Genomic DNA, 24,833 nt, shown 5'->3' on the forward strand with positions numbered 1-24,833 from the left:
ATTACTAGAATCGGGCAGGGATATCTTGCTTTCTAAAATATAAGAAAGTGTAAGTTTCACATTATACATCATCCTTATATTTCTACGAGAAACGGCTGTCATCTTTGAAGGACGACAACGTCGTTTCTTCTTGGAACAGAAGAATACATGCATGATCGGGGTTATTAAGGAGTGGTCTGGATGGGAACATACCGTAGGAAGACGCCGGAGGAACTGCTGCTCTCTATCTATGAGCTGCATCGGGGACGTCTTAAGATCTATATAGGACCAGTTAGTGGTTCGGGCAAGACGTATCAGATGCTGCGTGAGGGCCAGGCACTTAAAGCGCAGGGAATTGATGTCGTGATCTGTGCAGTTTCAACGAATCAAAGCCCAGAAACTAAGGATCAGCTGGGCGATTTGGAACGGATTCCAAGTATTCATTGGTTCCAGAAGGAGTTCGAGAAGAAGGATCTTGATGTGGAAGCTATTGTGGCTCGTAATCCTGAGGTTGTGCTGACCGATGGCTTGGCCCACCAGAATCGCGAGGGTGCGGAAAGATCTGGAAGACTGGACGATATCAAATACTTAATGAGCAATGGGATAAGTGTTATCACAACTGTAAACGTATACGAACTGGAGGGTGCTGCGGATTTAGTGCGGAAATGGACCGGAATTGAGGTAGAGCATTCCCTTCCTGCTGAGGTGCTTACCCTTGCTGATGATATCGTTCTAATTGATGTGACGCCGGAGAAGATACTTCAGCGCTTGTCCGACGGCCATTTAAGTAAACATCAGCAAAGATCGCTTTTTAACAAGGGGAATATAAGCAAGCTGCGGGAACTGGCACTTAGAATGGTTGCTGAAGATGTTAATGATTCACTGGAGAAACACAGAGAAGAACAGGGGCTGCTGGGAGCTTCGGGGATCGCAGAAAAGGTGTTGGTATCGGCACAGTATTATTGGAATGGCTCGATCCATATCCGCCGTGGACAGCAGATTGCCAAGCGGTTAAATGGGGATCTTTCAGTGGTGTCATTCTCGAAGCAGGGTCTCACCCTTTCTAAAGAAGCAGCTACCTTTAAGCGCTCCCTCTGGAAGCTGACTGAGAAGATTGGAGCCTCTATGGAAGAGATAACTTTTCGCTCGAAAAGGGAGATCCCTCATCTGTTGGTAAAATACGCAACCCGGCACAACATTACCCGGATCGTTATGGGACACTCCAAGCAGACCGCTTGGCAGGAGTTATGGAAAGGTTCGATCGCCAATTCGTTACTGAAGCAAATCAGAGGTGTGGATGTGTTCTTCGTGGCGGATCGCGCAGACCGAGAGGGAGAACGTGTACTTCCAACCCGGCAGCGTCGTAATGAACGGAAAGCGGATGCCTATCACAGATTAAGCAGTCAGGAAGTAAAGGATCAAATCGATGCGATTCACGGAGGAACCTTTAAGGTATATATTGGGGCTGCTCCCGGTGTGGGCAAGACTTACAAGATGCTGCGTGAAGGGAACGATCTCTTGAAGAGAGGGATTGATGTTGTGATCGGACTTCTTGAAACGCATGGCCGCCAAGAAACCCTTGAACAAATCGGTGATCTGGAGATCCTACCACGTCTACGTATAGAGTACCGAGGGACTGTCCTTGAGGAGATGGATACGGCAGCTATCATACAGCGTAATCCAGAAGTCGTCCTAGTGGATGAACTCGCCCATACCAATATGCCAGGCAGCAAACATAAGAAACGGTATATGGATGTTATGGAGCTGCTCGATGCGGGAATATCTGTGATCTCTACTGTGAATGTGCAGCATTTAGAAAGCCTGAATGACGCCGTAGAGCAAATTACAGGAGTTAGAGTAAGAGAGACCTTTCCGGACAGCATTCTACAGCGGGCTAACGAGGTAGAACTTATTGATGTATCACCCAAGACGCTTCAAGAACGAATGAAGGACGGGAAAATATATGCCATGGCCAAGGTGGATCAGGCGCTGGGGGCTTTTTTCAAAATCGGGAATTTGATCGCCCTTCGGGAGCTGGCGTTGCGGGAAATTGCTGACGATGTGGATGAGCGGCTGGAATCCTGGGAACGCGTCGGTTCGTTACGGGGGCCTTGGCGGCGTGAGGAAGTCATTTATGTGTGTATCACCTTGGGGGATCATGCGGAGCGCTTAATTCGGCGTGGTTTTCGAATCGCATATCGTCTAAAAGCTTGCTGGTATGTTACGTATGTGCAGGAATTTAAACATCATGGACCCGTTTATGATAAACGAATAACTGATTTAAAGGAATTGACGGAACGACTGGGTGGGACGTTTAAGATGATTGAGAGCGCGCTTCCTGCCCGAGTGGCGTCCTTGCTGCTTGAAAGATCCCAAGCTTTGCAGAGCACTCAGATTATTATCGGTCAATCACAACGCTCCTGGCTGCGAAAAAGTATTCACGGCGATGTTACCAAGCAGATTCTGCGTTCTGCCAGAAACGTGGATGTGCTGGTCGTGGCAGATCTCATACGTGTGGAAGCATAGACTAAGACTAACAAATAAAAACGCCTTCGCCGTCCCTAAAGGACGGTAAGTGTTTATGCGAGAAATATAAGGATCATGTATAGCGTGAAAATTATAGATTCTTATATTTTGAAAAAGGGTACCTTCAAGCCGATTGGCTATGAGGATACCCTTTTTTTACAGCTATGAATTACATCATGTACTGAATAGTTTAATGGCTGAATTATTGGGCAGCTCCGATGAGTGCTTTGAGCGCAGGAAGATTAAATCCCTTGATCGCTTGATCCCCTGCTACAGTGACAGGAACGCCCATGAATCCAAGCTTCTCAACTTCCTCTTGATAGACTGTGCTGGTCATAACATCTCTTACTTCAAAAGGGATACCCTGCTCCGTAAGATAGGTTTTAACCAAATTACAGTCACTGCACCCTGCGGTTGAATAGACAATCACTGGCCCACTCATTGGTTCACAGCCTCTTTGATTGCATCTCTTGTGATTTTCCAGTGGGAAGTGTTCCAGCGAACCTCATTGTCCTCAAGCAGGAAGAGTTGTGGAGATTCATGTTTGATGCCAAAATCCTCAGCAATTTGATTGGAAACGGGACGATCCTCGATGACTAAGACCACTGCAGCGGCAGTATCCGCATCCTTCAGATAAGCCTGAAACTCTTCATTAGCTTTAGCACTAATCGGGCAGGTCGTGCTGTGTTTGAACAGCAGCTTCTTGCCAGGCTTAGCTACATATTGCTCAAGATCCTCCAGCGTATGGAGTTGTTGAATAGACATAGATATCACCCTCCTGGGATCGTTATTTTGAAATATAAGAGAGTATAAGCTTCACGTTATACACTATCCTTATATTTCTCGCATAAACGCTTACCGTCCTAAAGGACGCTGAAGGCGTTATTGCTTGCTAACAATTGTGTTGTTAACAACCTGTAATCATGATTGTAACATATATCAAAATTAAAACAAAAAGGATTCTTAAAGGCTTGCACAAGAGGCGCTATACCTGAAACCAATTGCGTTGAAAAAAAGAGTTCAGCATGCTAAGGTGGACAGAAGCAACATGCCTAACCATATCGCTAGGAGATAGGAGTGTTCAGAAGAATGAAGAGAGTTGCATGTGTAACTGGAGCAGACCGGGGGCTCGGACTGTCGCTTGTACGCTCGTTGCTGGCCAAACAGTTCTCCGTATTTGCAGGACAGTTTTTGAAAGAATCAGAAGATTTGAAAGCGCTTAAAGAGCAATATCCTGATCAACTGGAGCTTATCCCCCTAGATATCAGTATTAAAGACAGTGTGAAACAGGCTGCAAGAGTAATAGCAAGTAAAACCGGATATGTCGATATTATTATTAATAATGCAGGGATTATCCGTTCGGCTGATAATGCTACTGTGCTGGTAGAGCTGGATGATGAAGGCATGGCAGAAATATATAATGTAAATACGCTTGGCGCGTTAAGAGTCAGCAATGCACTTATGGGACTGCTGCTACAAAGTGAGGATAAGTTAATCGTCAATATTTCCTCGGAAGCGGGTAGTATTGCCCGGAATAAACGTATCAATATGTATGGCTATTGTATGTCGAAGGCAGCACTAAATATGCAGTCCTCCTTGATGCATAATCATCTGAGAACACTTGGCGGTCAAGTGATGGTGTTCCATCCCGGCTGGCTGCAGACCTTTATGCAGGGTAAGAAGGATGAGCAAGCGGACACGACACCGGAAAAGTCGGCAGAGCAGATTATCGGTCTTGTATTGAATCATTCAAAATATATGGGCGAGGAACCGGCCTATCTGGATATGGATGGAAGCTCTTGGCCGTGGTAGTACGATATCTCAAATAAGATAAGAAGAAAGGCGCTGATCATATGTCTACACTAAAAGCACTTGCACTTGGAAGCTACGCGGAGGTTAAATATCACCCCTTTGCAGGCGTGGACCGGGAGATTGAGCAAATACTGGCCAATGATCTTCAGGTGTTCTCTTCAGAGGATTACGGGCTTCTTAATAATAAAACGTTGTCTGACCACAAGCTGGTAATCTCCTACACCGAATTTTCGGATGACAAAATCCCGGTGGAACAAAGCGCTGCTTTGCTATCCTATGTGGCTGGCGGGGGCGGACTGCTAGTGGTACATAACGGAATTTCCTTACAACGGAATCAGGAGCTTGGTGTTATGCTGGGCGCACATTTCACCCATCATCCAGAGTTTACTTCTCTGCAGATGTCCATTCCCGCACGTGAGCATCCCATTATGCAGGGAATTGAAGAATTTGTGATTGAAGATGAGCCATATTATTTTGAGATGCATCCTCATTTTGAAACGACGGTGCTCGCTGAATATCCTCATGAGGGAGCGATGCGACAAGCGGCTTGGTGTCATGAATTTGGCCTGGGGCGGGTAGTTTATTTAATGCCGGGGCACCATTTACCTTCATTTTCGGTAGAGCCATTCCGCGAAATGATTCGTAGAGGCGGGCTTTGGGCGGCAGGATTATTGTAGGATGTTGTAACATCATAATGAATCCAACTGTGGGGTAACTACGGTTGGATTTTTTTTGTTGACTCTGACATTGGTGTCAGGGTTTATACTGGGGTAGAACAATTCTCATGAACCCCGGGGAGAATGATATGAAAATAGGTGAGCTTGCTAAATTAACGGGCGTAAGCGTCCGGTCAATTCGTTATTATGAGAGTCAAGGATTAATCTCGTCGATCCGTCAGGCCAATGGATATCGGGAGTACTCTCCACTCGCTGTGGAGACGGTAGAAACGATTAAATTATATTTGAATCTGGGTCTGTCCACAGAACAGATTGCGGGCTTTCTACATTGTGTCTTGAAGAACAAAGAAGCCTTCTGCGCAGAAGTGATGCCACTATACCACAGTAAACTTGAAGAGATTGAACGTCAGCTTGTAGAACTGAATCAGATTAAGCACAATTTGGAAGAAAGAATGGCATCTATCTTGCGAGAGCAGAACGAGTGTAGTTTAGAGGCATGTACACTGGAGAGTTTGGAGTAGGTACTGCTGGAGTTGAAAACTATGAGGAGGAAAGACAAATGGCTATTACAAATGCAAATAGCGCTGATTGGGTGCGAGCAGAAATACGCGGTGGTGGAACGGTGTTGGTAGATTACGGTGCGCCATGGTGTCCCCCTTGCAAGGTACTGCTGCCCCTTTTGGAGGACCTTCATCAAGAATATGGAGACGATGTTTCTATCGTAAAGGTGAATTGTGACGAACTGCCGGATCTGGCTGGGGAAGCTGGTGTTATGGGGATGCCTACAGTCATTGTATATAAAGATGGGCAACCAATGGAAAAGTTGGTTGGCTTACGTCCGATAGCAGCCTACCAAGGGATATTGAACAAGGTTATTCAAGCATAGGGCATTGGAATTTAGTTGTATTTTGATGCTATATTGATCTCAAGCTGAGAAGGCGTTAATAAGCCACATCCGGATATTTTCCTGCGTACGCTCGATAAGCTGGACGTAAAGCCCTAGGAGAGCGTCTATATTGTTGATTATCCGCTGAACGATGTAGACGCCGCGGTGAGCCGTGACGGTATGAAAGGCACAGCTTTGGAAGGAGTAGCCCGTATGGATTTTCAGGTCGCATATACCAACTATCACTCTCTGCTGCAAGCAATCGCTTACCGTATGACCGGCTCTATAGCAGATGCAGAGGACCTCGTTCAAGACGTATTCATCGAGTACAGCAAGCTACAAACAATAGATATCACCCATCCGAAAGCTTACTTAATCCGTATGATTACAAATCGTTGCATCAACTATATGCAATCCGCCCGTATAAGGAGAGAGCAATATGTCGGCACATGGCTGCCGGAGCCGCTCGTCAGCTTTACGAATGGAAGCGGCGATAATCCTGCTGATCTCTTCGATCACGATGAAAATGTATCCTACGCCCTGCTCGTCATGCTGGAACATTTATCGGCTGTCGAGAGAGCCGTCTTCATCTTGCGCCAATCCTTCGCTTTCGAATATAGCGAAATTGCCGATGTATTAGGAAAATCAGAAGCCAACTGTCGAAAAATATTTAGCCGCGCTAATGATAAGCTGCATCAACAATCGCCCATTCTACCAGATAATACGGCTCAGGCAACACCTCTAGCGACAGCATTCCTTGCAGCTGCGCGAGGCGGCAACGTCGATGCGCTTGTTAGTCTGCTGGCCGAGGACGCGCTGCTTACGTCGGACGGCGGTGGTAAAGTTCGCGCAGCGATCTTCACCATCACGGGCAGAGATCGTGTTCAAGCTTTCATTGAAGGTGTCATTACGAAGGGCTTCCTCGGAGATTCGCAAAGGATGGTGCTACTTAACGGCCAGCTGGGCATCGTCATCTATCGGGATGGCCGGCCGCTTAAGGCGATAAGCTTCCAGCTTGATACGGCCGGGGAGCGGATCGAGCATATTTATATCGTACTCAATCCCGATAAATTACAACGAATGGGGTAACCTGTCACAAACGGAGCTTCTGCATTGTCTTATTAGTGAAACAATCAAAAGATAACCGGTCTATAGCCGGAGAGGAGCTATCCCCATGGAACAAAGAATGGATCTGGCCGGTGAAATCCCAGCCGCATACAAAGCAATGATGGGTCTTGAAGCGTTCGTACAATCGACAGGCATGGAGAAGTCGTTATTGGAGTTAATCAAAATCAGAGCGTCACAAATTAACGGCTGCGCCTTCTGTATAGATATGCACAGTAAGGATGCCCGCAAGGCAGGCGTGTCGGAACAGCGCATCTACATGCTGAACGCATGGCGTGAAGCGCCGTTCTACAGCGACGAGGAGCGCGCAGTGCTTGCCCTGACCGAATCGGTTACGCTCGTGACGCAAGGACATGTACCGGACGATGTCTATTCGGAAGCGGAGCGCCATTTCGATACTAAGCGACTTGGCGAGATCATCATGGCAATTGTTACAATCAATGCATGGAATCGCATCGCGATCACCACTCGCATGTTGCCGCAATAAACTTTAATCACGTCAGCCGAACGCCGAAGGCTAGCACCTTACCATCTCTGAAATTTGTTAATTATGGGATCTGAAGATGATCTCATGACGCTCTAAAGATCATATGAAGTTTAACTTAGGGAGACCCCATACTGTGGGGTCTTTTTTGTATGCATGAATTATCCATCTTCGGTAAAAAATACGGTCACAGCTACGAAGGAGGTGTTAGCGGTGTGGAATGAGGTAATAGAATTAATTCCAAGTTGGGAAGTGGTTTTCCAAGGGATTATGATCTTCTGCGTCCCGTTTATCATACTTCGATCAATAAGTTGGGCTAAAGCTAAAGAAGATCGAATAACGACCAGGGCTAAAAAAGCCATAGGCAGCAAAGGTGGGGGAGTTCCATATGGAGAAGCATCCAGAGGGAAAAGCATCTCAGAAGGGTCTAAGGAGCAGCAAAGCACAGATAAAGTAACTAAGGATAAGGGTGAAAGATTAACTTACAGTGGTCATTTAAACGAGGATTTGCAGACATTCAAAGAGATCAGTGCGGATATGCATGATGTGAATATAAGGGAATTGCGAATCGGAAGCATACAGACAAAGGCAGCGTTGTTGTACGTAGACGGGCTAACGGACAAAGACAAAATGGATCAGAATATATTAAAGCCGTTAATGAATGCGTATCAGCCTTTTAAGGATATGAATACCATACCGGAAGCGAAAGATCTACAAGATATTCTCATCCATGAAATATTGCTCATTTCGGAAGTTGAGCTCACGGATAATGTATACCTCTCCCTTCAAAAAGTGTTATTTGGATCTGCCATACTGCTCGTAGAGGGGATATCAGAGGTTTTTGTGCTTAGTAGTCCAAAGGGGGCTACTAGAGGGATTCAAGAGCCAGAATCTGAAGCAGTCTTGCGGGGATCGCGAAGCGGATTTAATGAGACATTAAGCGACAACACGGCAATGCTGCGTAGACACGGGCAGAGTACGGAGCTAGCGATGATTTCTTTTACTGTAGGAAAGAGAATGCAGAAGGAATTGATCCTAACGTATATCAAAGATATTGCGAATGATGAGCTTGTAGAAGAGGTCAAACGAAGAATTAAAACGATAGATATAGATGATGTTCAAGAATCTGGTTATGTGGAGCAATTAATCGAAGACAATAGCTTCAGTCCTTTCCAGCAGATTCAGAATACAGAAAGACCAGACCGCGTAATGGCAGCACTCCTGGAAGGAAGAGTAGCTATCTTAATTGATGGTACGCCCTTCGCCTTGATTATGCCGGTTACCTTCGGGATGTTACTGCAATCGCCAGAGGATTATAACGATCGCTGGATGGTAGGGTCGCTGCTACGTCTGTTACGTTTTTTTGCGGCAACGATATCATTGTTTGCGCCGGCACTATATATCTCCTTTCTCTCGTTCCAACCTGGATTGATTCCAACAAAGCTGGCCATTTCCATAATTGCCTCCAGGCAAGGCGTTCCCTTCACTGTATTGATCGAAGCATTGATTATGGAAATTTCGATTGAAATCTTACGGGAGGCTGGACTTCGTTTGCCTAAACCTATCGGTCCGGCGATGGGGATTGTCGGCGGTCTAATCATCGGCCAGGCCGCGGTAGAAGCAGGAATAGTAAGTCCAATCCTAGTTATTGTGGTTTCAATTACGGCGGTTTCTTCCTTTTCTATGCCAATGTACAGTGCTGGGATGACGCTTCGTATGCTCCGGTTTGCAGCCATGTTTTTTGCAGCAATCTTTGGTTTATACGGAGTAGTACTGTTTTTTCTTTTGCTCAGTAGTCATTTAATTAAGCTGAAGAGCTTTGGTGTTCCCTATCTTGGTTTGGCAGTCCCCAATAAGACGGTTAATTGGAAAGATTTTATATTCCGTATGCCTTTGCAATTTCTAACAGGGCGCCCTACGTTTTTTAAACCAAAGGATCCCTTGCGTAAAGGGTGAGAAGTCTAGATAAAGGAGGAAGAGAACATGAGTGCCGAGGTAAAGGACCGGATTACTGCTATTCAAGCGACGATCATTCTAGCTAACTATACAATTGCGGCAGGGGTACTTACACTTCCTCGGACCATTGTAGAGGCCAGTGGCAGTCCAGATGTATGGATAAGTATTTTGTTAGGGGGAGTAATCTCTTTTCTGTCAGGATTGATCATCGTGAAGCTTAGTCAACGGTTCCCAGGTCAAACTTTCTTTCAATATATTGGGAAGATTATCGGCAAACCACTCGGAGTAGTTCTTGCCATAGGAGTCGTGGGTTATTTTCTCAGTATCGCTGGCTTTGAGATACGTTCGGTACAGGAGGTAACCTCTTTTTTTCTCCTGGAAGGAACACCTCCTTGGGCAATAGTGGCTGCTTTTGTATGGATAGCTTTCTATTTATGTAGAGGAGGAATTAATGCGATCACTAGCATGTGCAGACTCATTGTTCCGATTACCTGGACAGTGTTTCTTGGGGTTTGTCTGCTTAGTTTTGAAGTTTTTGATCTCAATAATCTACTACCCGTACTTGGAGATGGATTGGACCCCGTGTGGAAAGGGATCAGGCCAACCATCTTAACCTTTACAGCTGGAGAAGCAATGCTGTTCGTTGTTGCTTTCATGGACAAGCCTCAAAAAGCAGTAAAGGTAATCATTGCGGGCACCTGTATATCGACGATATTTTATACCCTAGCTGTTGTAGCGACCATAGGTGCCTTTTCTATAGATGGAGTGATCACAAGAACCTGGCCGTTTCTCGATCTTGTACGAAGTTTTGAAGTGAACTATCTCATCTTTGAAAGGTTTGAGTCTTTGTTGTTGGTGATCTGGATTATGCAGATCTTTTGTACCTTTTGTATTGCCATTTATGCTGCGGCTTTAGGATTATCTCAAGTCATTCATAAAAACTTCAAAAGTTGTTTGTTGGCCATACTTCCGGTTGTCTATGTAATATCTAGAATTCCTCCAAATGTGAATGCTCTGTTTGCTTTAGGAACAGGTATCGGTGATTGTATGCTTATTCTATTCGGATTGCTTCCGTTACCATTGTTAATAATCACATACTTCCGGAGGGCTGCTTCATGACAAAATGGAGGCTGTGGATCGTACTCTCAGTACTATGTTCTCTGTTAACAGGCTGCTGGAGCAGCACACCGATTGAGGAACTAAATATGCAGATTGGCGTTGCACTGGACAGTGCGGAGGAGTCAGTTGGCGAGGAGGCAGCTAAGCCGGAAGGAGGGGATCATACGAAGCCTGAAAAAATAATAAGTACCTATCAATTTACGATTCCACAAGGGTCAGGAGGAGCTATCATGAAGTCTTCTGCCAATTCCTCCTCCTCGTTTAAGAATTACTATAATATGAGTGAAATCAGCGATTCTATCTTTGAAGCAATGCGGCAGCTTTCGCTGCGTACTAGACGCACTCCGATTGGCCATCATCTGAAGGTTATTGTGATCAGTGAAAAGCTTGCTCGTTCCAATAACCTTACTAAAATCATAGATTTCTTTACTCGGGATAATGATATCCGTCCGAGTGTTATGTTATTTGTCAGCAAGGGAATGGCCAAAGATGTTTTGGAAAATGCACTGCCGGGTCAGACGCCTGCATTTGTACTTGAAGGGATATTCAATAACAGAGACCGGAATATGGGGATATGGGAGCCGGTATCTCTGGCTAAAGTCGTTGGCCCGTTGCAAGGAAAGAAAAGCTTCTTATTGCAAAATGTTATCCCTATTGATCATGAGACAAAGCTGTCAGGAGCAGGTGTAATTAACGGGGGGACTGGAAAGCTAGTTGGCTTTTTGGATGAGTCGGAGCTGGAAGGGATGGCCTGGCTGACCGGAAAGGGGCTAGGAGGAGTGCTTAAGACGTATAATCCAGAGAACAATGACCTCTTGACCTATGAGGTGAAATCCATGCATAGCAAGATCAAGGCCAATGTGAATAATGGTCAGATCTCTTTTAATGTGAAAATAAAATCTACAGGTAGATATGCTGAGGTTTTTGCCGAGAAATCGCAGAAATTACACGACGGAATTGTAAAGAAGGATAAAGCTTTGCTACAGAAACGTGTCGTAGAAATGGTGCAAACTACTGTAACAAAAATGCAGAGGGAACTGCATACTGAAGCTGCCGGTTTCGGCACCAGTCTACATAATCAGCATCCAGCCGTATGGCGGAGCGTCAAGGCTAACTGGGACGAAACCTTCAGCAAAATTCCGATTACCTATGAAGTAAACCTGAATATTGAAGAATACGGTGCGTCAGATACAACAGCTGAATAGAAAGGTTGTAGATAATTCAGTGCTACTTCATGTGATGTGTGACAGGTATTACATCATTTTGATGCAGCGCATCAAGTACTTCGGTTTTTAATTGTTTAGTAAAGGTATTCCATGTTTTTTTGCCGATATCCAGTTCTTCACGTCCAATAGTGTTTAGTGTTTCTAACCAAAGGCGTTTATCGTTAATTAGCCCGAGCTGATCTTGGATCTGCTTATATATTTCCTCATGGGCATGAAATTTTTGATTTAACGCAAAAGAGGCTGCACTAGCCGTATATCGCAGTTCCTTAGCAGCCATCCTCAGCTCATGCAGTGCGTCGAAGGCTGCTTCAGATTCGGCATCTTGTCCACGAAATATAACCTTGCAAGCTTTTTTCTTCTGCTCGTAAGCTACCTCAAGTTCGCGCATGACAACATTGGCATCTTTTTTCGCTACCAGGGCCTCAAGCTGTTCACTTAGGAAGACTTTCCACTTCTCATCCAGATCTTCATTGATTAGCTTAGGCAGCTCATCGGCCAGCTTCTTACGATAAGTTTTGCGCTTGTCCTTTTGGTGGTCGATCACTGCCTTCAACAATTCTGCGGTCTTTGTATCGCCGTTTTCCTTGGCGTGTTTGCGTTTAGTCTTGAACGATTCGATCAGAACGTCTTCATCTCTGACCTTGCCTAATCTCTTTTGGGCTTTTTCAAATAAGGGGTATAGCCCTAGAGTATGGCCAGGGTCGAGAATGGATAGCAGTGTTAACAGCTTGCGGCAGTTCACTCTTGCTTGATGAATATCCTCGTCATCGAATTTGCTAAGTGCATCATGGCAGTAATCCCAGAAATCAATATACAGCAGGTTAAGTGCCTGTTCCCATTGTCTTGTCTTAGTTAACTGTCGTTCCTTCATCACTTCCACTGTCATGCGGCATCACTCCTTAACGTTGTGTATAGCATGAACCTAAGGCTACCCCCTATTCGAGCTGGGGCCTGTTCGTATACTATAAGGATAGCGTTATCATAACCTCATTTCAATTCTGATTTCGCACTAGCGAGGCAGATCGATTACAATATCACAGATAATACGGGAAAGAGGGGAATTGGTGGATACTCGGGAGTACGATGGAATGATCAATGGATCTGTTGATAGAAGTAAAGAATTCATCGGACTTCCTGCAGAAATGGGACTTTTCCAGCATCTAATCTTAAAGAGTGACAGTATAGATGAGGAAGCAGGGGGCATCGGGGAGATGCTGATCCCGTTCGCCTTTGAAGAGACCCTTTGCAGGGATGTCGGATCGGGACTTGTTCCTCCTAGTCTGCACCTATGGAGTCATTCCGGGGGTGTGGTGCTCGGCCTACGGGACAGCAGGCTTCCGTACGCGGCTCAAGCGATGGCTAAGTTAGAGCAGCAAGGAATTCGTACAGCGGTAAGACATTCCGGTGGTGCTGCGGTGCCTCTGGATGATGGAATTGTTAATGTTTCGCTAGTTCTCCCCAAAGGACGCGGAAAGCTGGACTTTCATGATGACTTTAGGCTTCTGGCTTCTCTGATCACTGAGGCAGTTGCTATGAGTCATCCACAGGCTGCTGCTCAAATTAAGGCTGGTGAAATTGTTGGTTCTTACTGCCCGGGGGACTTCGATTTGGCGATCGGTGGGCGAAAATTTTGCGGCATTGCTCAGCGCAGACAAAATAATGCCTATTTTGTGCATGCATTTGTAGTGGTTTCGGGTTCGGGACAGGAACGTGGTGAGCTCATTCATAAATTCTATGAGCAAGCCTCAGGAGGAGACTCAGCATTATCTTATCCACGGGTTCGTCCAGAGACGATCGCTGGGCTTGGTGAACTAGGTGGACCGAATGCTACTGAAGTATTTGCCGAAGGCATTAGACAAGCATTAGCCCACCGTGGAGTGGTGCTTAAATCCTCTGACAGGCTACAGCAGGAGACCGGATATTTCTTGGACTATGAAGATCGGCGTGTTCTGGATGCTGCGCGAGTCCTGCATGAACGTTATGCCCAAAGATAAATGGATATTGAGCATGGTTAAGAAGGACGTAACAGAAATCTGGCGAGAGGCCAGCATCTGTTACGTCCTTTTTAATCATATAAGTCGGGACGTCTGTCTGCAAAAATAGGGATTTGTGCTCGAATTTCACGCACCATATGTAAATCGATATCCCCCGTTAGGATTTTTTCCCCTTCAGCAGCTTCACATAAAATATCTCCCCAAGGATCAATTATCATAGAATGCCCAGCAAAGGTGTTGTAAGGGTCGCTTCCTGCACGGTTGCAGGCTACTACATAACATTGGTTCTCGATTGCTCGGCTGATCAGTAGTGCACGCCAATGTGATAGCCTGGATAATGGCCATTCTGCACTAACAAACAAGATTTCTGCACCTTGTGCGGTATGAGCGCGAACCCATTCTGGAAATCGGATATCATAACAGATTAATCCGGCACATAATGTGCCCTCCAATGTGAAGAGACCCTTGTCTTCTCCCGGCTGCAAATATAGATGTTCATCCATTAGCTGAAATAAATGCAGCTTACTGTATTCGCCAACGAGTTCTCCAGATCGGTTAAATACAAACATACGATTAGTTACACCGGAGGCGTTCCTGCTAGCGACTGAACCAGCGACGATATTGACGTTGTATTGTCTGGATAAGCCGGAGATGAATTCCTTGGTGATTTCTCCTTCTGGATCGCCAATATCTTCTAGTCGGGCCAGATCATAGCCAGTGGTCCAAAGCTCAGGGAGAATAAGACAGTCGGGGGCTGTGGCGGCAGCTTCACTAATTTTATTTGCTGCAGCAGCATAATTCACATCGGGATTGCCAAATGCTATATCCAGCTGAATCAGGGAGATTCTCATAGGATGCCTCCTTTTTGTTCAAGACTATAGCACCATAAGAGGATAAGCAATGTTGATTTGTAAAAAATGATTTGATATATTAGTTGACGGGTCAATGATTATCAGTTAGTATAATTTTATACAAAACAATTGTATGCAATCAAATTAAAAAAGGAGGTATATTTTGACGGAGCACTATCCTGAGGAAGACCGCATATTTGAACTGCTGCAGGCATTAAACAAGGGAATCTGTCCGAAATTCGAACGATGTGCTGGGATTAGTCCCACACGGCTTCGCCTCCTGCATGAATTATTCCAAGTAGATGAAGTCAGCCAAATTACGCTGCAAAAGGGCATGGATATAGATGCGGCCGCCGTTACCCGGCACTTGAAAGGAATGGAAGAGAGTGGTACGATCACTCGCCGCAACAACCCCGCAGATAACAGGGTTACATTGGTCTCACTGACGGATCAAGGGCGGGAAAGAATGATTCAATATAGCGAAGAGAAGAGGCGATTTGTCGCTACTCTGCTAACTGGATTTAACGATCAGGAGCGAAAAGTGCTCATAGATATGCTTAATCGCCTGCAATCTAATATCAATCTGTTGTAACTGTAACTACCCAAATTACACATTCAAAGGAGAAATACACATATGAACGCTACACAAACACAAACCAATGATTTTAAAGAAATTATTACGGGTCGCCGCTCTATCCGCAAATATGATCCATCCGTTAAGATCAGCAAAGAAGAGATGACACAGATTCTTACCGAAGCTACGCTTGCACCTTCCTCAGTGAACATGCAGCCTTGGCGTTTTCTTGTCATCGAAAGTGATGAAGCTAAAGCTACACTAGCGCCTCTTGCTCGCTTTAATGGTGTACAAGTTGAAACCTCTGCCGCTATGATTGCCATCTTCGGTGATTTGAACAATTTCGACTATGCAGAGGAGATTTATGGCACAGCTGTTGAACGTGGACTAATGCCTGCTGAAGTAAAAGAAAACCAATTGACTAGATTATCTGCTCACTTTGCCACCCTGCCACATGAAGTTAACAAAGACACTGTGCTCATCGATGGTGCTCTTGTTGCGATGCAGTTGATGCTGGTTGCCCGTGCATATGGTTACGATACAAACCCAATTGGCGGTTATGAAAAAGATCAAATCGCAGAAGCGTTTGGCATGGAGAAAGACCGCTATGTTCCTGTAATGCTGCTTTCCATCGGTAAGGCTGTTGATGCAGGTTATCCATCTGTCCGTTTGCCTATTGATAAGATTGCTGAGTGGAAATAATAAATTACACCTTAGGAGGAAAATACAATGATCATTATTCATGCTGTGCTTAAAGTAAATCCGGAACGTCGCGAGCAGTTTTTGGCGGAGTCTAAAACACTTCTCACGGCTACTCATACTGAAGAAGGAAATCTCTCTTACGAGCTGTATGAGAATGCTGGAGAAGCAAACTCATTTATTATGGTGGAGACTTGGCGTGACGCTGAGGCCGTATCCAGCCACAACACGAGCCCTCATTTTACCGCGTTCTCAGCTAAAGCTGGTGAATTCTTGGCTGCACCACTAGACGTAAAAGTGTTTAGCGCAGAGCAAGTGAAATAAGTTATCTCGATTCTTAGTGAATCCTGGTTGATCTTAAACAGGGATGTTCCATAGCCATAATGGCTACGGGCATTCCTGTTTTTTATATTCCCCGTTTATAAAGAGGAGTTCAAGGGTATCTAACCTTACCTTGATACATGTGTACTCACAATAAAGATAGGGGATCTTACATATGGAAATACAGAAAAATATGATCGACATCTTGAACTATTATTTATCAGGCGGTTCACTTGTCCGGATTTTGGGCGAAGCTGGAGAAGAGGCGGAATGTACGCTAAAGGAGATCGACTTAGAGGCGGCCAAAGCATATCGTCAGTCCATTGGCGGAGTTATTACCGAGGGTCAACAGCTATTCCAGGTTCCTGGCTTTAGCCCAAGATTGCTGGGGCATCTTACTGAAGCATTAGGCAGACTAGATTCAGACAAACTAACAGTTCTAGCCCCGCAAACCACATGGAATAACCAAGTAGATCCTTACGTGAATGGACCTGCGTGCCTTGGGATGATCATAGAAGAAATAAAGAAGGCGCAGCATTATATTCACCTGTCCGTGATGCTCTTCTTTAATGACCGTTCAGGCAATCTGGTTGCAGATGAATTATTTCACGCTCTTAAACGGGGGGTGAAGGTACGGATCGTGGTCAATTACACGCTGACAGCATTAGGGTATGAGAATAATCTGGCGTTTGGCCAATTCTCCAAGATTTCTGAAAGGCTTGAAAATGCAGGAGCTAAACTGCTGGATACCTTCAATTCGTATTATACAGCCGTAGAATGGCGTGTGAAGCGGAAGGTGCTGGAGCAGCAAGGTGTACCGGAAAGCATCCTGTTCTTACAGGATAAAGTACAAGAGGACGTAGAGATCACTGGACTGAATGTCATTGATCATCGGAAGTTTATGGTCATTGATGGGGTAACCTCTATTATTGGCAGTCTGAACATTGGGGATCAGTACACATACATGACGCCTGTTCAGGCATCATCTGCGGTCAGTATAGAAGGACAACTGCAGGGGATTCCTAGTAAAAAAGAGGAGTGGCATGATGGCTGCTTCCGGATTCGTGGCGCGGCGGCGCAGTCTTTAAATGCTAAGTTTCATTCCCGTTGGTTGCTTCTGGGAGGTGATCATTTTGACGTGGAGGATGCCTTCTACCAGCCGAATGTAGATTATCATTTTGGAGAGGAAGAATGTACGCTGTTTGCAAGCTTTCCGGGCAATCCAGTTAACTTCATTCAGCAATATTACTTGAATTTAATTACCTATGCTACGGAGGAGACTGTGATTGTAAATCCTTATTTGATTGATCAAGAGTTCTGGGATCGGCTGGGGGAGCTGGGGCCAGACTGTTCCTGTCATCTGAGCATCTGCAATCCGCTGAAGGTTAATGATCATCCTACCAATTCTGCGGCGGTACGAGGCAATATGTATAAGCCGTTTATCAATGGGGTTTCCTTTTATGATTACAGCTTCACAGGCCGGTTTTCACATTGGAAAATAGCCTATGACCATAGATCACGGGCGGTATTTCATGGCTCCTACAACATCAATGAGAGAAGCGCCTGCCACGATTTTGAGCTGGGAATGCTGGTGAAAGGGGAGGCCTTCGCAGAGCGGATAAAGTTTATGATCGATTATGATCTGGGTGTCTCACGGAGAATCACGAAGAAAAATGAGTTCTTTAAGCATCCTTGGCTGCATCCTAGTACTTATCTGAACAAGGTTACCCAGAATTACACTTGATAATATCCGTTCATTGTCATGTATAATGATCGTTATAAATGATCAAGGTGGAATAATAGCTATGAAAATTAAAATTACAAAGATTGGCTTGAAAAAGGACGAGGTATTCTTTCGCACGGAGTTTGGCGAGGGTAAGGGGATCTGGTGCGGTGCTCCTGTGGAGCCAGATACGGAAACAGATGTGGAATTCGAGCTTTCGGAGCTGCTGATGAGATGGGTGGATATTCTGCCTGTACCTGCTAGTGAGTTCAATATTAGGTTAGAGGGAGATAAGGTTGTTTTTACCGGTGTGCTGGAGAATATTGAAGAAGACGGGACAGGATTTTTGCGAACAGGTGAAAGTTTACTAATGTTCGAGTGTCTCGGTGAGCCTATGGCGCTTGGTGTGTTTGTAGAAGTGCAGGTTCGTAATGTGAGCATCTACCCCTTGAGTATTTGACGCTTATCAGGGACTAAGATAACATACAAAGATAACATTAGATTCAGAAGTAAGCTATGAGGAGTAGAAGTCTATGAACACCGAAATTCAGCAATTTAAGACCGAATTCTTCAAGGCGCTGGCTCATCCGATGCGAATTCGTATACTGGAACTGCTCAGCGAAGGTGAGAAGAATGTGAATGAGCTACAAGCCATTCTAGGATCGGAAGGTTCTGCAGTATCCCAGCAGTTAGCTGTTTTACGCGCTAAGAATGTAGTAGCCAGTGTAAAAGAAGGTACCACTGTGATCTATTCGTTACGTGATCCTCTGATTAAAGATCTTCTGGTCGTAGCTAAACAAATATTTGATAACCATCTGGTGAATACCATTTCATTGCTCGAAGGTATGCGCGGAGAATAAAGGAATAACATTATTTTGGCGTTGACAACAGTTGCGTCCTAGAGTAATGTTTTTATTATATTCAAATAATCAGATATTTAAAAAAAAGAAGGTTTGATCATGACAGGGTGGGGCCGATATAAAGGCTACAACATGAATGCATTTCGTAAGGATTTGATTTCGGGAACAATCGTTGGTGTGATTGCCATTCCTTTGGGGATGGCATTTGCTATTGCATCCGGAGTGAAACCCGAGTATGGCATTTACACGACAATCGTTGCCGGAATATGTATTTCATTGTTCGGAGGATCAAAATTTCAGATTGGTGGACCGACAGGTGCTTTTATTCCTATCTTGTTTGCCATTGCGATGGAGTATGGCTATGAGAACTTGCTTATTGCTGGGATGATGGCAGGGGTTATTCTAGTTCTCATGGGATTATTAAAGCTGGGTGTATTGATTAAGTTTATTCCGAGGCCAGTAACGATTGGTTTCACAGCAGGGATAGCGGTCATTATCTTCACCGGGCAGATTGCAAATTTCCTTGGATTAAGGAATATAGAACGGCATGAGAGCTTTGTAAATAACATGAAAGAAATAGGGATTCATCTATCGACGATGAATGGATACAGTATCCTGACCGCCGTGATTTGTCTTGCCGTCGTTATCCTAGCGATTCGATTCGCGCCGAAGGTGCCTGGATCATTGGTAGGTCTTCTGTGCGCGACTGTGATTGCTGCGTTATTCTTTAGCGGTAAAGTGACTACGATTGGCTCTGCTTACGGAGATATCCCTAATACCTTACCAAGCTTTCGATTTCCGGACATTACTTGGGAACGAATTACCCTGCTCATTCGTCCGGCATTTATCATTGCAATGCTAGGTTCTATTGAGTCATTGTTATCCGCTGTTGTAGCGGATGGAATGACAGGTAGCCGCCATAATAGTAACCGAGAGTTGATCGGTCAGGGAATCGCCAATATTGCTGCTCCCTTGTTCGGAGGCATACCAGCGACAGGAGCAATTGCTAGAACAGCGACGAACATCAAGAGTGGCGCTGTTTCTCCGATCTCGGGGATCGTTCACGGTGTTGTGGTGTTTCTAATTCTCCTGTTGCTCGCACCCTATGCTTCCAGTATTCCTTTAGCTGCGATGGCACCTATCTTAATGGTAGTAGCTTGGAATATGAGTGAGCGCAAAGAGTTCCTTCATCTGCTTAAGATCAAGACCGGCGATTCCTTGGTGTTATTCATCACCTTCTTGTTAACGATATTTGCAGATTTAACGCTGGCTGTAGAGGTGGGGTTAATTCTTGCGGTTATTCTGTTTGTGAAACGAATGGGAGAGGTTCATTTGGTAGCCAAAGTACTGCCTGATCCGAAGTCCGTTAAGGTAGAGGCACATATGGTTACGGAGAGTCATGATTGTCCGCAAATTGGAATTTACACGGTAGAAGGTCCGCTCTTTTTTGGCGCTGCTTATCGATTCGATGACACTATGCCAAGCTATGGTTCAGATCAGCCTAGAATTATATTAATGCGGATGGGAAAAGTACCCTTCATGGATACTACCGGAGAATCCAATTTAGCAGAGCTGGTGCGGCATTTACAAGCCGTTGGAGGGAAGCTTATGATCTCAGGTATTCAGCCACAGCCGCTTGAGCTACTCAAGAGAACTGGACTGTATAGTACCATAGGAGAGGCTCAGTTTTATCCGCGCACCGGGGAAGCAATTAATGACGCACTTAACAGCATCGATTACAGCAAGTGTATTGGATGTAGCCATGCCGCTTTTAGGGAGTGTACAGCGTTCTCCAGCCTGGAAGAGGCGGGAAGTATGCACGGTCTGAAAGGGCGTAAGAATCCTGTAATTGCACCTGAACTAAATAGTGGTCTTTGAGTTAAATAGATAAGAGTCAGCCCGGACGTTTCTGCGTCCGGTTTTTTCTATTTAAATATAAGAAAGTATAAGTTTCACACTATATATTAGCCTTATATTTCCCGCAGATTGGACTTGAGAATGCCAAATTTGTACAATTGGGTATAAGTTAAATGTAAACTATCTCGATAAGGAGAATATAAGCTCATGAAGGAATTGAATTATCCGAAGGTGTTTATGCTCTTGGCAGGTCTGTCTGTGGCGACATTGGCCGTATATCGTGTAGTGTCACTACAGACGGATTCGTTTTATGCATTTTTACTCTGGAATTTATTCCTGGCTTGGATTCCGTTCCTGTTCTCTATGGCTGCTTATGAACTGGATAAAAGGAAGATAGGTGGCTTGCTGCTTGTTCCGCTAGGTATCGCTTGGCTGCTGTTCTTTCCGAACGCGCCTTATCTCATGACGGATCTGGTGCATCTAACGATAAGAAAAAGCAGATATATCGTGGATGGCACCATTCAGAACCGGTATTGGTATGATCTGGCTACTCTCTTATTGTTCACTTGGAGCGGCTGGTTGACTGGATTCTTCTCTTTATACCAGTTCCAGACGGTTGTTTACCGCAAAAGCAGCCTGCTGTTCTCTTGGATATTCATACTCGCAGCATGTGTACTTGGGGGGTATGGTGTCCTGCTTGGCAGAGTCTACAGGCTGAATAGCTGGGACGTACTGACGGACCGGCATCAGTTGTACCAACTGGTTATGGATAGCTTGAATCGACAGTCGGTATTTTTTAGCTTGTTCATTGCGTTCGTATTGCTGGTTATCTACGCTACGATGTACTGTTTGCTAAATGGTCTTGGAACCAGTGAAAAAGGAAGGAACGCCAAGCGCATACGTGGTTAATCCATAAATTCCGGATCAAATTGGTATTGCTTCAGATCTACCCCACCTTTTTCATTAAAAATAATCCCTTCCTCCTGCAAATAAAGCTTTTGGAGGGAGTTGGATTCATCTTCAGTCAAGGCGATCATGCCTTTGGCGTTGATAACCCGATACCAGGGAAGTTTATATTTTCTACTCATGGAGTGGAGGATACGAACCACCTGCCTTGCGCCTCTTGGGCTTCCTGCCGCACGAGCCACGCCTCCGTAAGTCATCACTTTTCCTTCAGGTATAGATTGTATGATACGAATCACTTGTTCTGTAAATGGTGTCATAGGGAGCTCCTATCTCTTATTTTTATCAAATTATACCAGATAACCCCTACAATCATAAACATTCAACATGCCGCTGCTAAAGCGGCTTTTTTTTATTTTAACGGATGGAGTTTACTCCCCCTTGCAAAGAAGTTGATCCCTTTTCAGTATAATTTTGGCGGATAGTATTTAGTGAGATGGGGGATAATTTCTAGGAAACTATTGTGACAGGAGTGACTACTGTGGAGAAAAAGGCAGGAGATGGTAACCGCAAAGATTCTCAACAAAATACGACCTCTGAGCAGACTCCGAGTACGTCACTAGATGAAATGATGAATCTGTTTCGGCAAATATTCAAGGATGATGGAACACTTAGGATAAGGGTGATAAATAATATCCATAGTGACGGCATCCGCTGCGGATTAGTCTATGTAGACGGAATGGTAGACAGGGAAATGATCCAGTACGGGGTGATAAAGCCTCTAATGGATTTTGATTTTACGGCAATGGATAGCGGGAATACAGCCGAAATGATGGAGAAAATTCGGACGCTGGTAATTAACATTAGCGATGTGGTTTGCTCTACGAGTCTGGATGAGATGGTTAGCGCGGTCGTAGCTGGAAAAACATTATTTCTGCTGGATGGCTTTGCTGGTGCGCTTAACATTAGTGCGCAGGGGTGGGAAACGAAGGCCATCGCGGAGCCTGTGACGGAAAAAAGTGTCAAGGGTCCACGAGAAGGTTTTACAGAGTCGCTGCTTGTGAACTTGACGCTCATTCGCCGAAGAGTGCAGAGTCCGGACTTAAAGTTGATTTATGGTCAAGTCGGGACTCGCTCCAAAACACAAACCTGTATTTGTTATATGGAAGGCTTGGCCTCACCGGATGTTATTAAAGAGCTGAAGAACCGAATTCAGCAGGTAGACATAGATGTTGTATTGGATACGTCTATTCTTTCGGAGCTTATTCGAGATGACCCCTTTTCACCCTTTGAAATGACCGGAAGCACAGAACGTCCTGATTCTGTAGTAAGCAAAATTATGGAGGGTAGAGTTGCCTTATTAATGGAAGGCAGTCCTTATGCAATGACAGTGCCCTATTTGTTTGTGGAGAATTTTCAGGCTAGTGCTGATTATTATATTAACTATTACTTTGGTTCGTTTAACCGAATGATAAGAGTACTTGGAGCCTTCTTGTCTATTAGTATTCCTGCTTTGTACGTGGCTTTGGTTACTTATAGCCAGGAAATGTTGCCTACCATGTTGTTGCTTAGTATTTCAACATCGAGAGTAGCCGTTCCCTTTCCAACTGTAGTGGAGGTCTTGTTCATGCTAACGATATTTGAAATTCTACGAGAGGCAGGAGAACGAATACCAACCTACATTGGACAGGCGATTAGTATCGTAGGTGCGCTTGTGTTGGGTCAGGCGGCTGTGGAAGCGAGGATAGTTAGCGCACCTATGATTATTGTTGTGGGTTTAACCGGAATTATGGCTTTGCTTAACCCTAGGCTGACGGGTCCTTTAATCGTAGTAAGGTCGCTGCTGCTGTTCGCCACCTTTTTCCTGGGGTTATATGGGTATTTTTTAGGCGTGATCGGTTTAGTGATTCATTTGATGAGTTTACGTTCCTTTGGAGTTCAATACATGCTTGGAGTAGGTTCTATTCGCCCGCAGGATATTAAGGATACAGCTATAAGGGCGCCGTGGTGGCATATGTATCTGCGTCCAGCGATGATTGGTGCCCGTAACCGAAAGAGAAAAGCGACAAATAAAGTAAGGAATCGGTCATGAAAAAAATCAAAAAGGGGTTGCTAGCTTGTATATCGCTATTACTTCTGGTCAGTATCTTGGGCTGTTGGGATTACACTGAAATTGAAGACAGGGCGGTTGTAGCAGGCATTGGCATCGATAAAGATTCTGACGGGAAGCTATTAGCAACGGTCGAAATCGTGGATACGAAAGAGGGGATGAAGTCTAGTCAAGCGGGATATAAAATGGTTAGTCTTTCAGGTAAAACGTTGTTTGAAATTGTGCGAGGCATGATTTCAATCACGGGAAAAAAATTATTCTGGAGCCATTCCAAGGCGATCATTATCAGTGAGGAGGTAGCGAAGGAAGGGGTTGTAAAGGTGATTGATTGGTACAACAGAGATACAGAAACTCGGTCGGATGTATATGTGTTTGTTTCTAAAGAGAAGACGGCTCAGGAAGTAATTAATTTGAACAGCTCAACAGAAACTATTATGTCTTATGGTCTTGCTCAGCAGATGGCAATTGAACAAAATGTGAGTACGGCTCCGGTTGTGGAAATTTGGGACTTCATTGAAAAGCTTGAAACGCCGGGGGATTGTGCTATAGCTCCTCTTATTTATATTCACGAAAAGAATGGTCAGAAGAATCCGCGTGTTAGTGGAACAGCTATTTTCAAAATGGACAAAATGATTGGCAAGCTGAGTGGCGAAGAGACCAAGTATATGTTGTTTGTTAAAGATAATATTAAGGGAGGGGTGTTAACCGTGAATAACGAAGAGGGAACCCCCGACTTTACACTTGAAATTTTCTCTAATAAAACAAAAGTAAAGCCTGTTTGGGTAAACGGTAAGCTTCGATTACAGATAAATACGTTCACGCATACCGGGCTTGATGAGGTAATGACTACTGAAGGATTCACTAGTCTGAATAGTAAGAATGTTATAGAAAAGCGTGCCGCTAAGGAATTACAGAAGAATATTCTCTCTGTAGTTAAAAAGGTACAGCAGGATTATCATTCCGATATTTTTGGATTCGGAGAGATTATCTTTGAGAATATGCCTAAGACCTGGACCGAGCTAGATAAAGATTGGGAGCGGGAATTCTCTGATCTAGAAGTGGTTGTAAATTCAACAGTAATTATTGAGAGCAGTGCTCAAAACTCAAGATCTATCCAGATCCATCAAGAATAGGTGATTAAATTGGCTGTT

General features: G+C 44.7%; 26 protein-coding genes. 21 read left to right on the plus strand and 5 right to left on the minus strand.

Annotated features, from left to right (window positions below):
- Positions 1-180 precede the first annotated feature (180 nt).
- Entirely contained in the window at positions 181-2,505 is a 2,325-nt protein-coding gene (locus ACN6KS_RS02850; protein ID WP_440961292.1) for a histidine kinase, read from the plus strand.
- Between the two features lie 202 nt (positions 2,506-2,707).
- Here ACN6KS_RS02850 and ACN6KS_RS02855 read toward each other — a convergent pair whose 3' ends face one another.
- Both ACN6KS_RS02855 and ytxJ read right to left on the minus strand, forming a co-directional pair.
- Positions 2,708-2,947, minus strand: coding sequence for a glutaredoxin family protein (locus ACN6KS_RS02855; RefSeq protein ID WP_440961293.1), 240 nt, complete (start codon positions 2,945-2,947; stop codon positions 2,708-2,710).
- Complete coding sequence (gene ytxJ / locus ACN6KS_RS02860) at positions 2,944-3,270, minus strand: bacillithiol system redox-active protein YtxJ (protein ID WP_042123836.1); 327 nt, start codon at positions 3,268-3,270, stop codon at positions 2,944-2,946. The genes ACN6KS_RS02855 and ytxJ overlap by 4 nt, the downstream gene beginning before the upstream one ends.
- 324 nt (positions 3,271-3,594) lie before the next feature.
- On the opposite strand from ytxJ, the gene ACN6KS_RS02865 reads away from it, so the two are divergent.
- From ACN6KS_RS02865 to ACN6KS_RS02905, 9 genes are all read left to right on the plus strand, one after another.
- The gene (locus ACN6KS_RS02865; protein WP_440961294.1) at positions 3,595-4,317 is read left to right on the plus strand and encodes an SDR family NAD(P)-dependent oxidoreductase; all 723 of its coding nucleotides are present in this window, start codon (positions 3,595-3,597) and stop codon (positions 4,315-4,317) included.
- A gap of 41 nt (positions 4,318-4,358) precedes the next feature.
- A complete protein-coding gene (locus tag ACN6KS_RS02870) occupies positions 4,359-4,994 on the plus strand; it encodes a ThuA domain-containing protein (protein ID WP_094873540.1) in 636 nt (211 codons plus the stop codon).
- Between the two features lie 128 nt (positions 4,995-5,122).
- Complete coding sequence (locus tag ACN6KS_RS02875; RefSeq protein ID WP_094877474.1) at positions 5,123-5,515, plus strand: MerR family transcriptional regulator; 393 nt, start codon at positions 5,123-5,125, stop codon at positions 5,513-5,515.
- A 38-nt stretch (positions 5,516-5,553) separates the two neighbouring features.
- A complete protein-coding gene (locus ACN6KS_RS02880) occupies positions 5,554-5,880 on the plus strand; it encodes a thioredoxin family protein (RefSeq protein ID WP_094873544.1) in 327 nt (108 codons plus the stop codon).
- Positions 5,881-6,060: 180 nt separating this feature from the next.
- A complete protein-coding gene (locus ACN6KS_RS02885; protein WP_440961295.1) occupies positions 6,061-6,969 on the plus strand; it encodes an RNA polymerase sigma-70 factor in 909 nt (302 codons plus the stop codon).
- 85 nt (positions 6,970-7,054) lie between these two features.
- Positions 7,055-7,492 (plus strand): carboxymuconolactone decarboxylase family protein, encoded by a 438-nt coding sequence (locus ACN6KS_RS02890; protein ID WP_440961296.1) that lies wholly within the window; start codon positions 7,055-7,057, stop codon positions 7,490-7,492.
- 210 nt (positions 7,493-7,702) lie between these two features.
- On the plus strand, positions 7,703-9,445 hold the full coding sequence (locus ACN6KS_RS02895; RefSeq protein WP_440961297.1) for a spore germination protein: 1,743 nt from the start codon (positions 7,703-7,705) through the stop codon (positions 9,443-9,445).
- A 27-nt stretch (positions 9,446-9,472) separates the two neighbouring features.
- Complete coding sequence (locus tag ACN6KS_RS02900) at positions 9,473-10,564, plus strand: GerAB/ArcD/ProY family transporter (RefSeq protein ID WP_440961298.1); 1,092 nt, start codon at positions 9,473-9,475, stop codon at positions 10,562-10,564.
- Positions 10,561-11,769, plus strand: a complete 1,209-nt coding sequence (locus ACN6KS_RS02905) for a Ger(x)C family spore germination protein (protein WP_440961299.1) — start codon at positions 10,561-10,563, stop codon at positions 11,767-11,769. The genes ACN6KS_RS02900 and ACN6KS_RS02905 overlap by 4 nt, the downstream gene beginning before the upstream one ends.
- A 22-nt stretch (positions 11,770-11,791) precedes the next feature.
- On the opposite strand, the gene ACN6KS_RS02910 is transcribed toward ACN6KS_RS02905, so the two are convergent.
- A complete protein-coding gene (locus ACN6KS_RS02910) occupies positions 11,792-12,676 on the minus strand; it encodes a CHAD domain-containing protein (protein ID WP_440961300.1) in 885 nt (294 codons plus the stop codon).
- A gap of 178 nt (positions 12,677-12,854) precedes the next feature.
- Here ACN6KS_RS02910 and ACN6KS_RS02915 point away from each other — a divergent pair, with 178 nt between their 5' ends.
- The gene (locus tag ACN6KS_RS02915) at positions 12,855-13,784 is read left to right on the plus strand and encodes a lipoate--protein ligase family protein (protein WP_440961301.1); all 930 of its coding nucleotides are present in this window, start codon (positions 12,855-12,857) and stop codon (positions 13,782-13,784) included.
- A 71-nt stretch (positions 13,785-13,855) separates the two neighbouring features.
- Here the strand turns inward: ACN6KS_RS02915 and ACN6KS_RS02920 are convergent, their stop codons facing one another.
- Positions 13,856-14,635 carry a carbon-nitrogen family hydrolase gene (locus ACN6KS_RS02920; protein ID WP_094873558.1) on the minus strand — a complete coding sequence of 260 codons (780 nt, stop codon included), beginning with the start codon at positions 14,633-14,635 and terminating at the stop codon, positions 13,856-13,858.
- A 163-nt stretch (positions 14,636-14,798) separates the two neighbouring features.
- Between ACN6KS_RS02920 and ACN6KS_RS02925 the strand changes: the two genes are divergently transcribed.
- From ACN6KS_RS02925 to ACN6KS_RS02960, 8 genes are all read left to right on the plus strand, one after another.
- A complete protein-coding gene (locus ACN6KS_RS02925) occupies positions 14,799-15,227 on the plus strand; it encodes a MarR family winged helix-turn-helix transcriptional regulator (RefSeq protein ID WP_094873560.1) in 429 nt (142 codons plus the stop codon).
- Between the two features lie 42 nt (positions 15,228-15,269).
- Complete coding sequence (locus tag ACN6KS_RS02930) at positions 15,270-15,911, plus strand: nitroreductase family protein (protein WP_440961302.1); 642 nt, start codon at positions 15,270-15,272, stop codon at positions 15,909-15,911.
- A 27-nt stretch (positions 15,912-15,938) separates the two neighbouring features.
- Positions 15,939-16,232, plus strand: coding sequence for a putative quinol monooxygenase (locus ACN6KS_RS02935; RefSeq protein ID WP_094873564.1), 294 nt, complete (start codon positions 15,939-15,941; stop codon positions 16,230-16,232).
- A gap of 172 nt (positions 16,233-16,404) precedes the next feature.
- Positions 16,405-17,973: a phospholipase D-like domain-containing protein gene (locus tag ACN6KS_RS02940; protein WP_440961303.1), complete on the plus strand. Its 1,569-nt coding sequence runs from the start codon at positions 16,405-16,407 to the stop codon at positions 17,971-17,973.
- A 61-nt stretch (positions 17,974-18,034) separates the two neighbouring features.
- Positions 18,035-18,412: a hypothetical protein gene (locus tag ACN6KS_RS02945; RefSeq protein ID WP_094873568.1), complete on the plus strand. Its 378-nt coding sequence runs from the start codon at positions 18,035-18,037 to the stop codon at positions 18,410-18,412.
- A gap of 73 nt (positions 18,413-18,485) precedes the next feature.
- A complete protein-coding gene (locus ACN6KS_RS02950; RefSeq protein WP_042123860.1) occupies positions 18,486-18,812 on the plus strand; it encodes an ArsR/SmtB family transcription factor in 327 nt (108 codons plus the stop codon).
- 99 nt (positions 18,813-18,911) lie between these two features.
- Positions 18,912-20,690: a SulP family inorganic anion transporter gene (locus ACN6KS_RS02955; protein ID WP_440961304.1), complete on the plus strand. Its 1,779-nt coding sequence runs from the start codon at positions 18,912-18,914 to the stop codon at positions 20,688-20,690.
- 186 nt (positions 20,691-20,876) lie between these two features.
- The gene (locus ACN6KS_RS02960; RefSeq protein WP_440961305.1) at positions 20,877-21,578 is read left to right on the plus strand and encodes a DUF1361 domain-containing protein; all 702 of its coding nucleotides are present in this window, start codon (positions 20,877-20,879) and stop codon (positions 21,576-21,578) included.
- On the opposite strand, the gene ACN6KS_RS02965 is transcribed toward ACN6KS_RS02960, so the two are convergent.
- The gene (locus ACN6KS_RS02965; protein ID WP_440961306.1) at positions 21,575-21,892 is read right to left on the minus strand and encodes an MGMT family protein; all 318 of its coding nucleotides are present in this window, start codon (positions 21,890-21,892) and stop codon (positions 21,575-21,577) included. The genes ACN6KS_RS02960 and ACN6KS_RS02965 overlap by 4 nt on opposite strands.
- Before the next feature lie 221 nt (positions 21,893-22,113).
- Here ACN6KS_RS02965 and ACN6KS_RS02970 point away from each other — a divergent pair, with 221 nt between their 5' ends.
- Together ACN6KS_RS02970 and ACN6KS_RS02975 are read left to right on the plus strand one after the other, a co-directional pair.
- Complete coding sequence (locus ACN6KS_RS02970) at positions 22,114-23,664, plus strand: spore germination protein (RefSeq protein ID WP_440961307.1); 1,551 nt, start codon at positions 22,114-22,116, stop codon at positions 23,662-23,664.
- On the plus strand, positions 23,661-24,815 hold the full coding sequence (locus tag ACN6KS_RS02975; RefSeq protein WP_440961308.1) for a Ger(x)C family spore germination protein: 1,155 nt from the start codon (positions 23,661-23,663) through the stop codon (positions 24,813-24,815). The genes ACN6KS_RS02970 and ACN6KS_RS02975 overlap by 4 nt, the downstream gene beginning before the upstream one ends.
- The last annotated feature ends 18 nt before the right edge of the window (positions 24,816-24,833 follow it).

It is taken from the genome of Paenibacillus nitricinens (genome assembly GCF_052056485.1).
Classification (GTDB): domain Bacteria; phylum Bacillota; class Bacilli; order Paenibacillales; family Paenibacillaceae; genus Paenibacillus_AQ; species Paenibacillus_AQ nitricinens.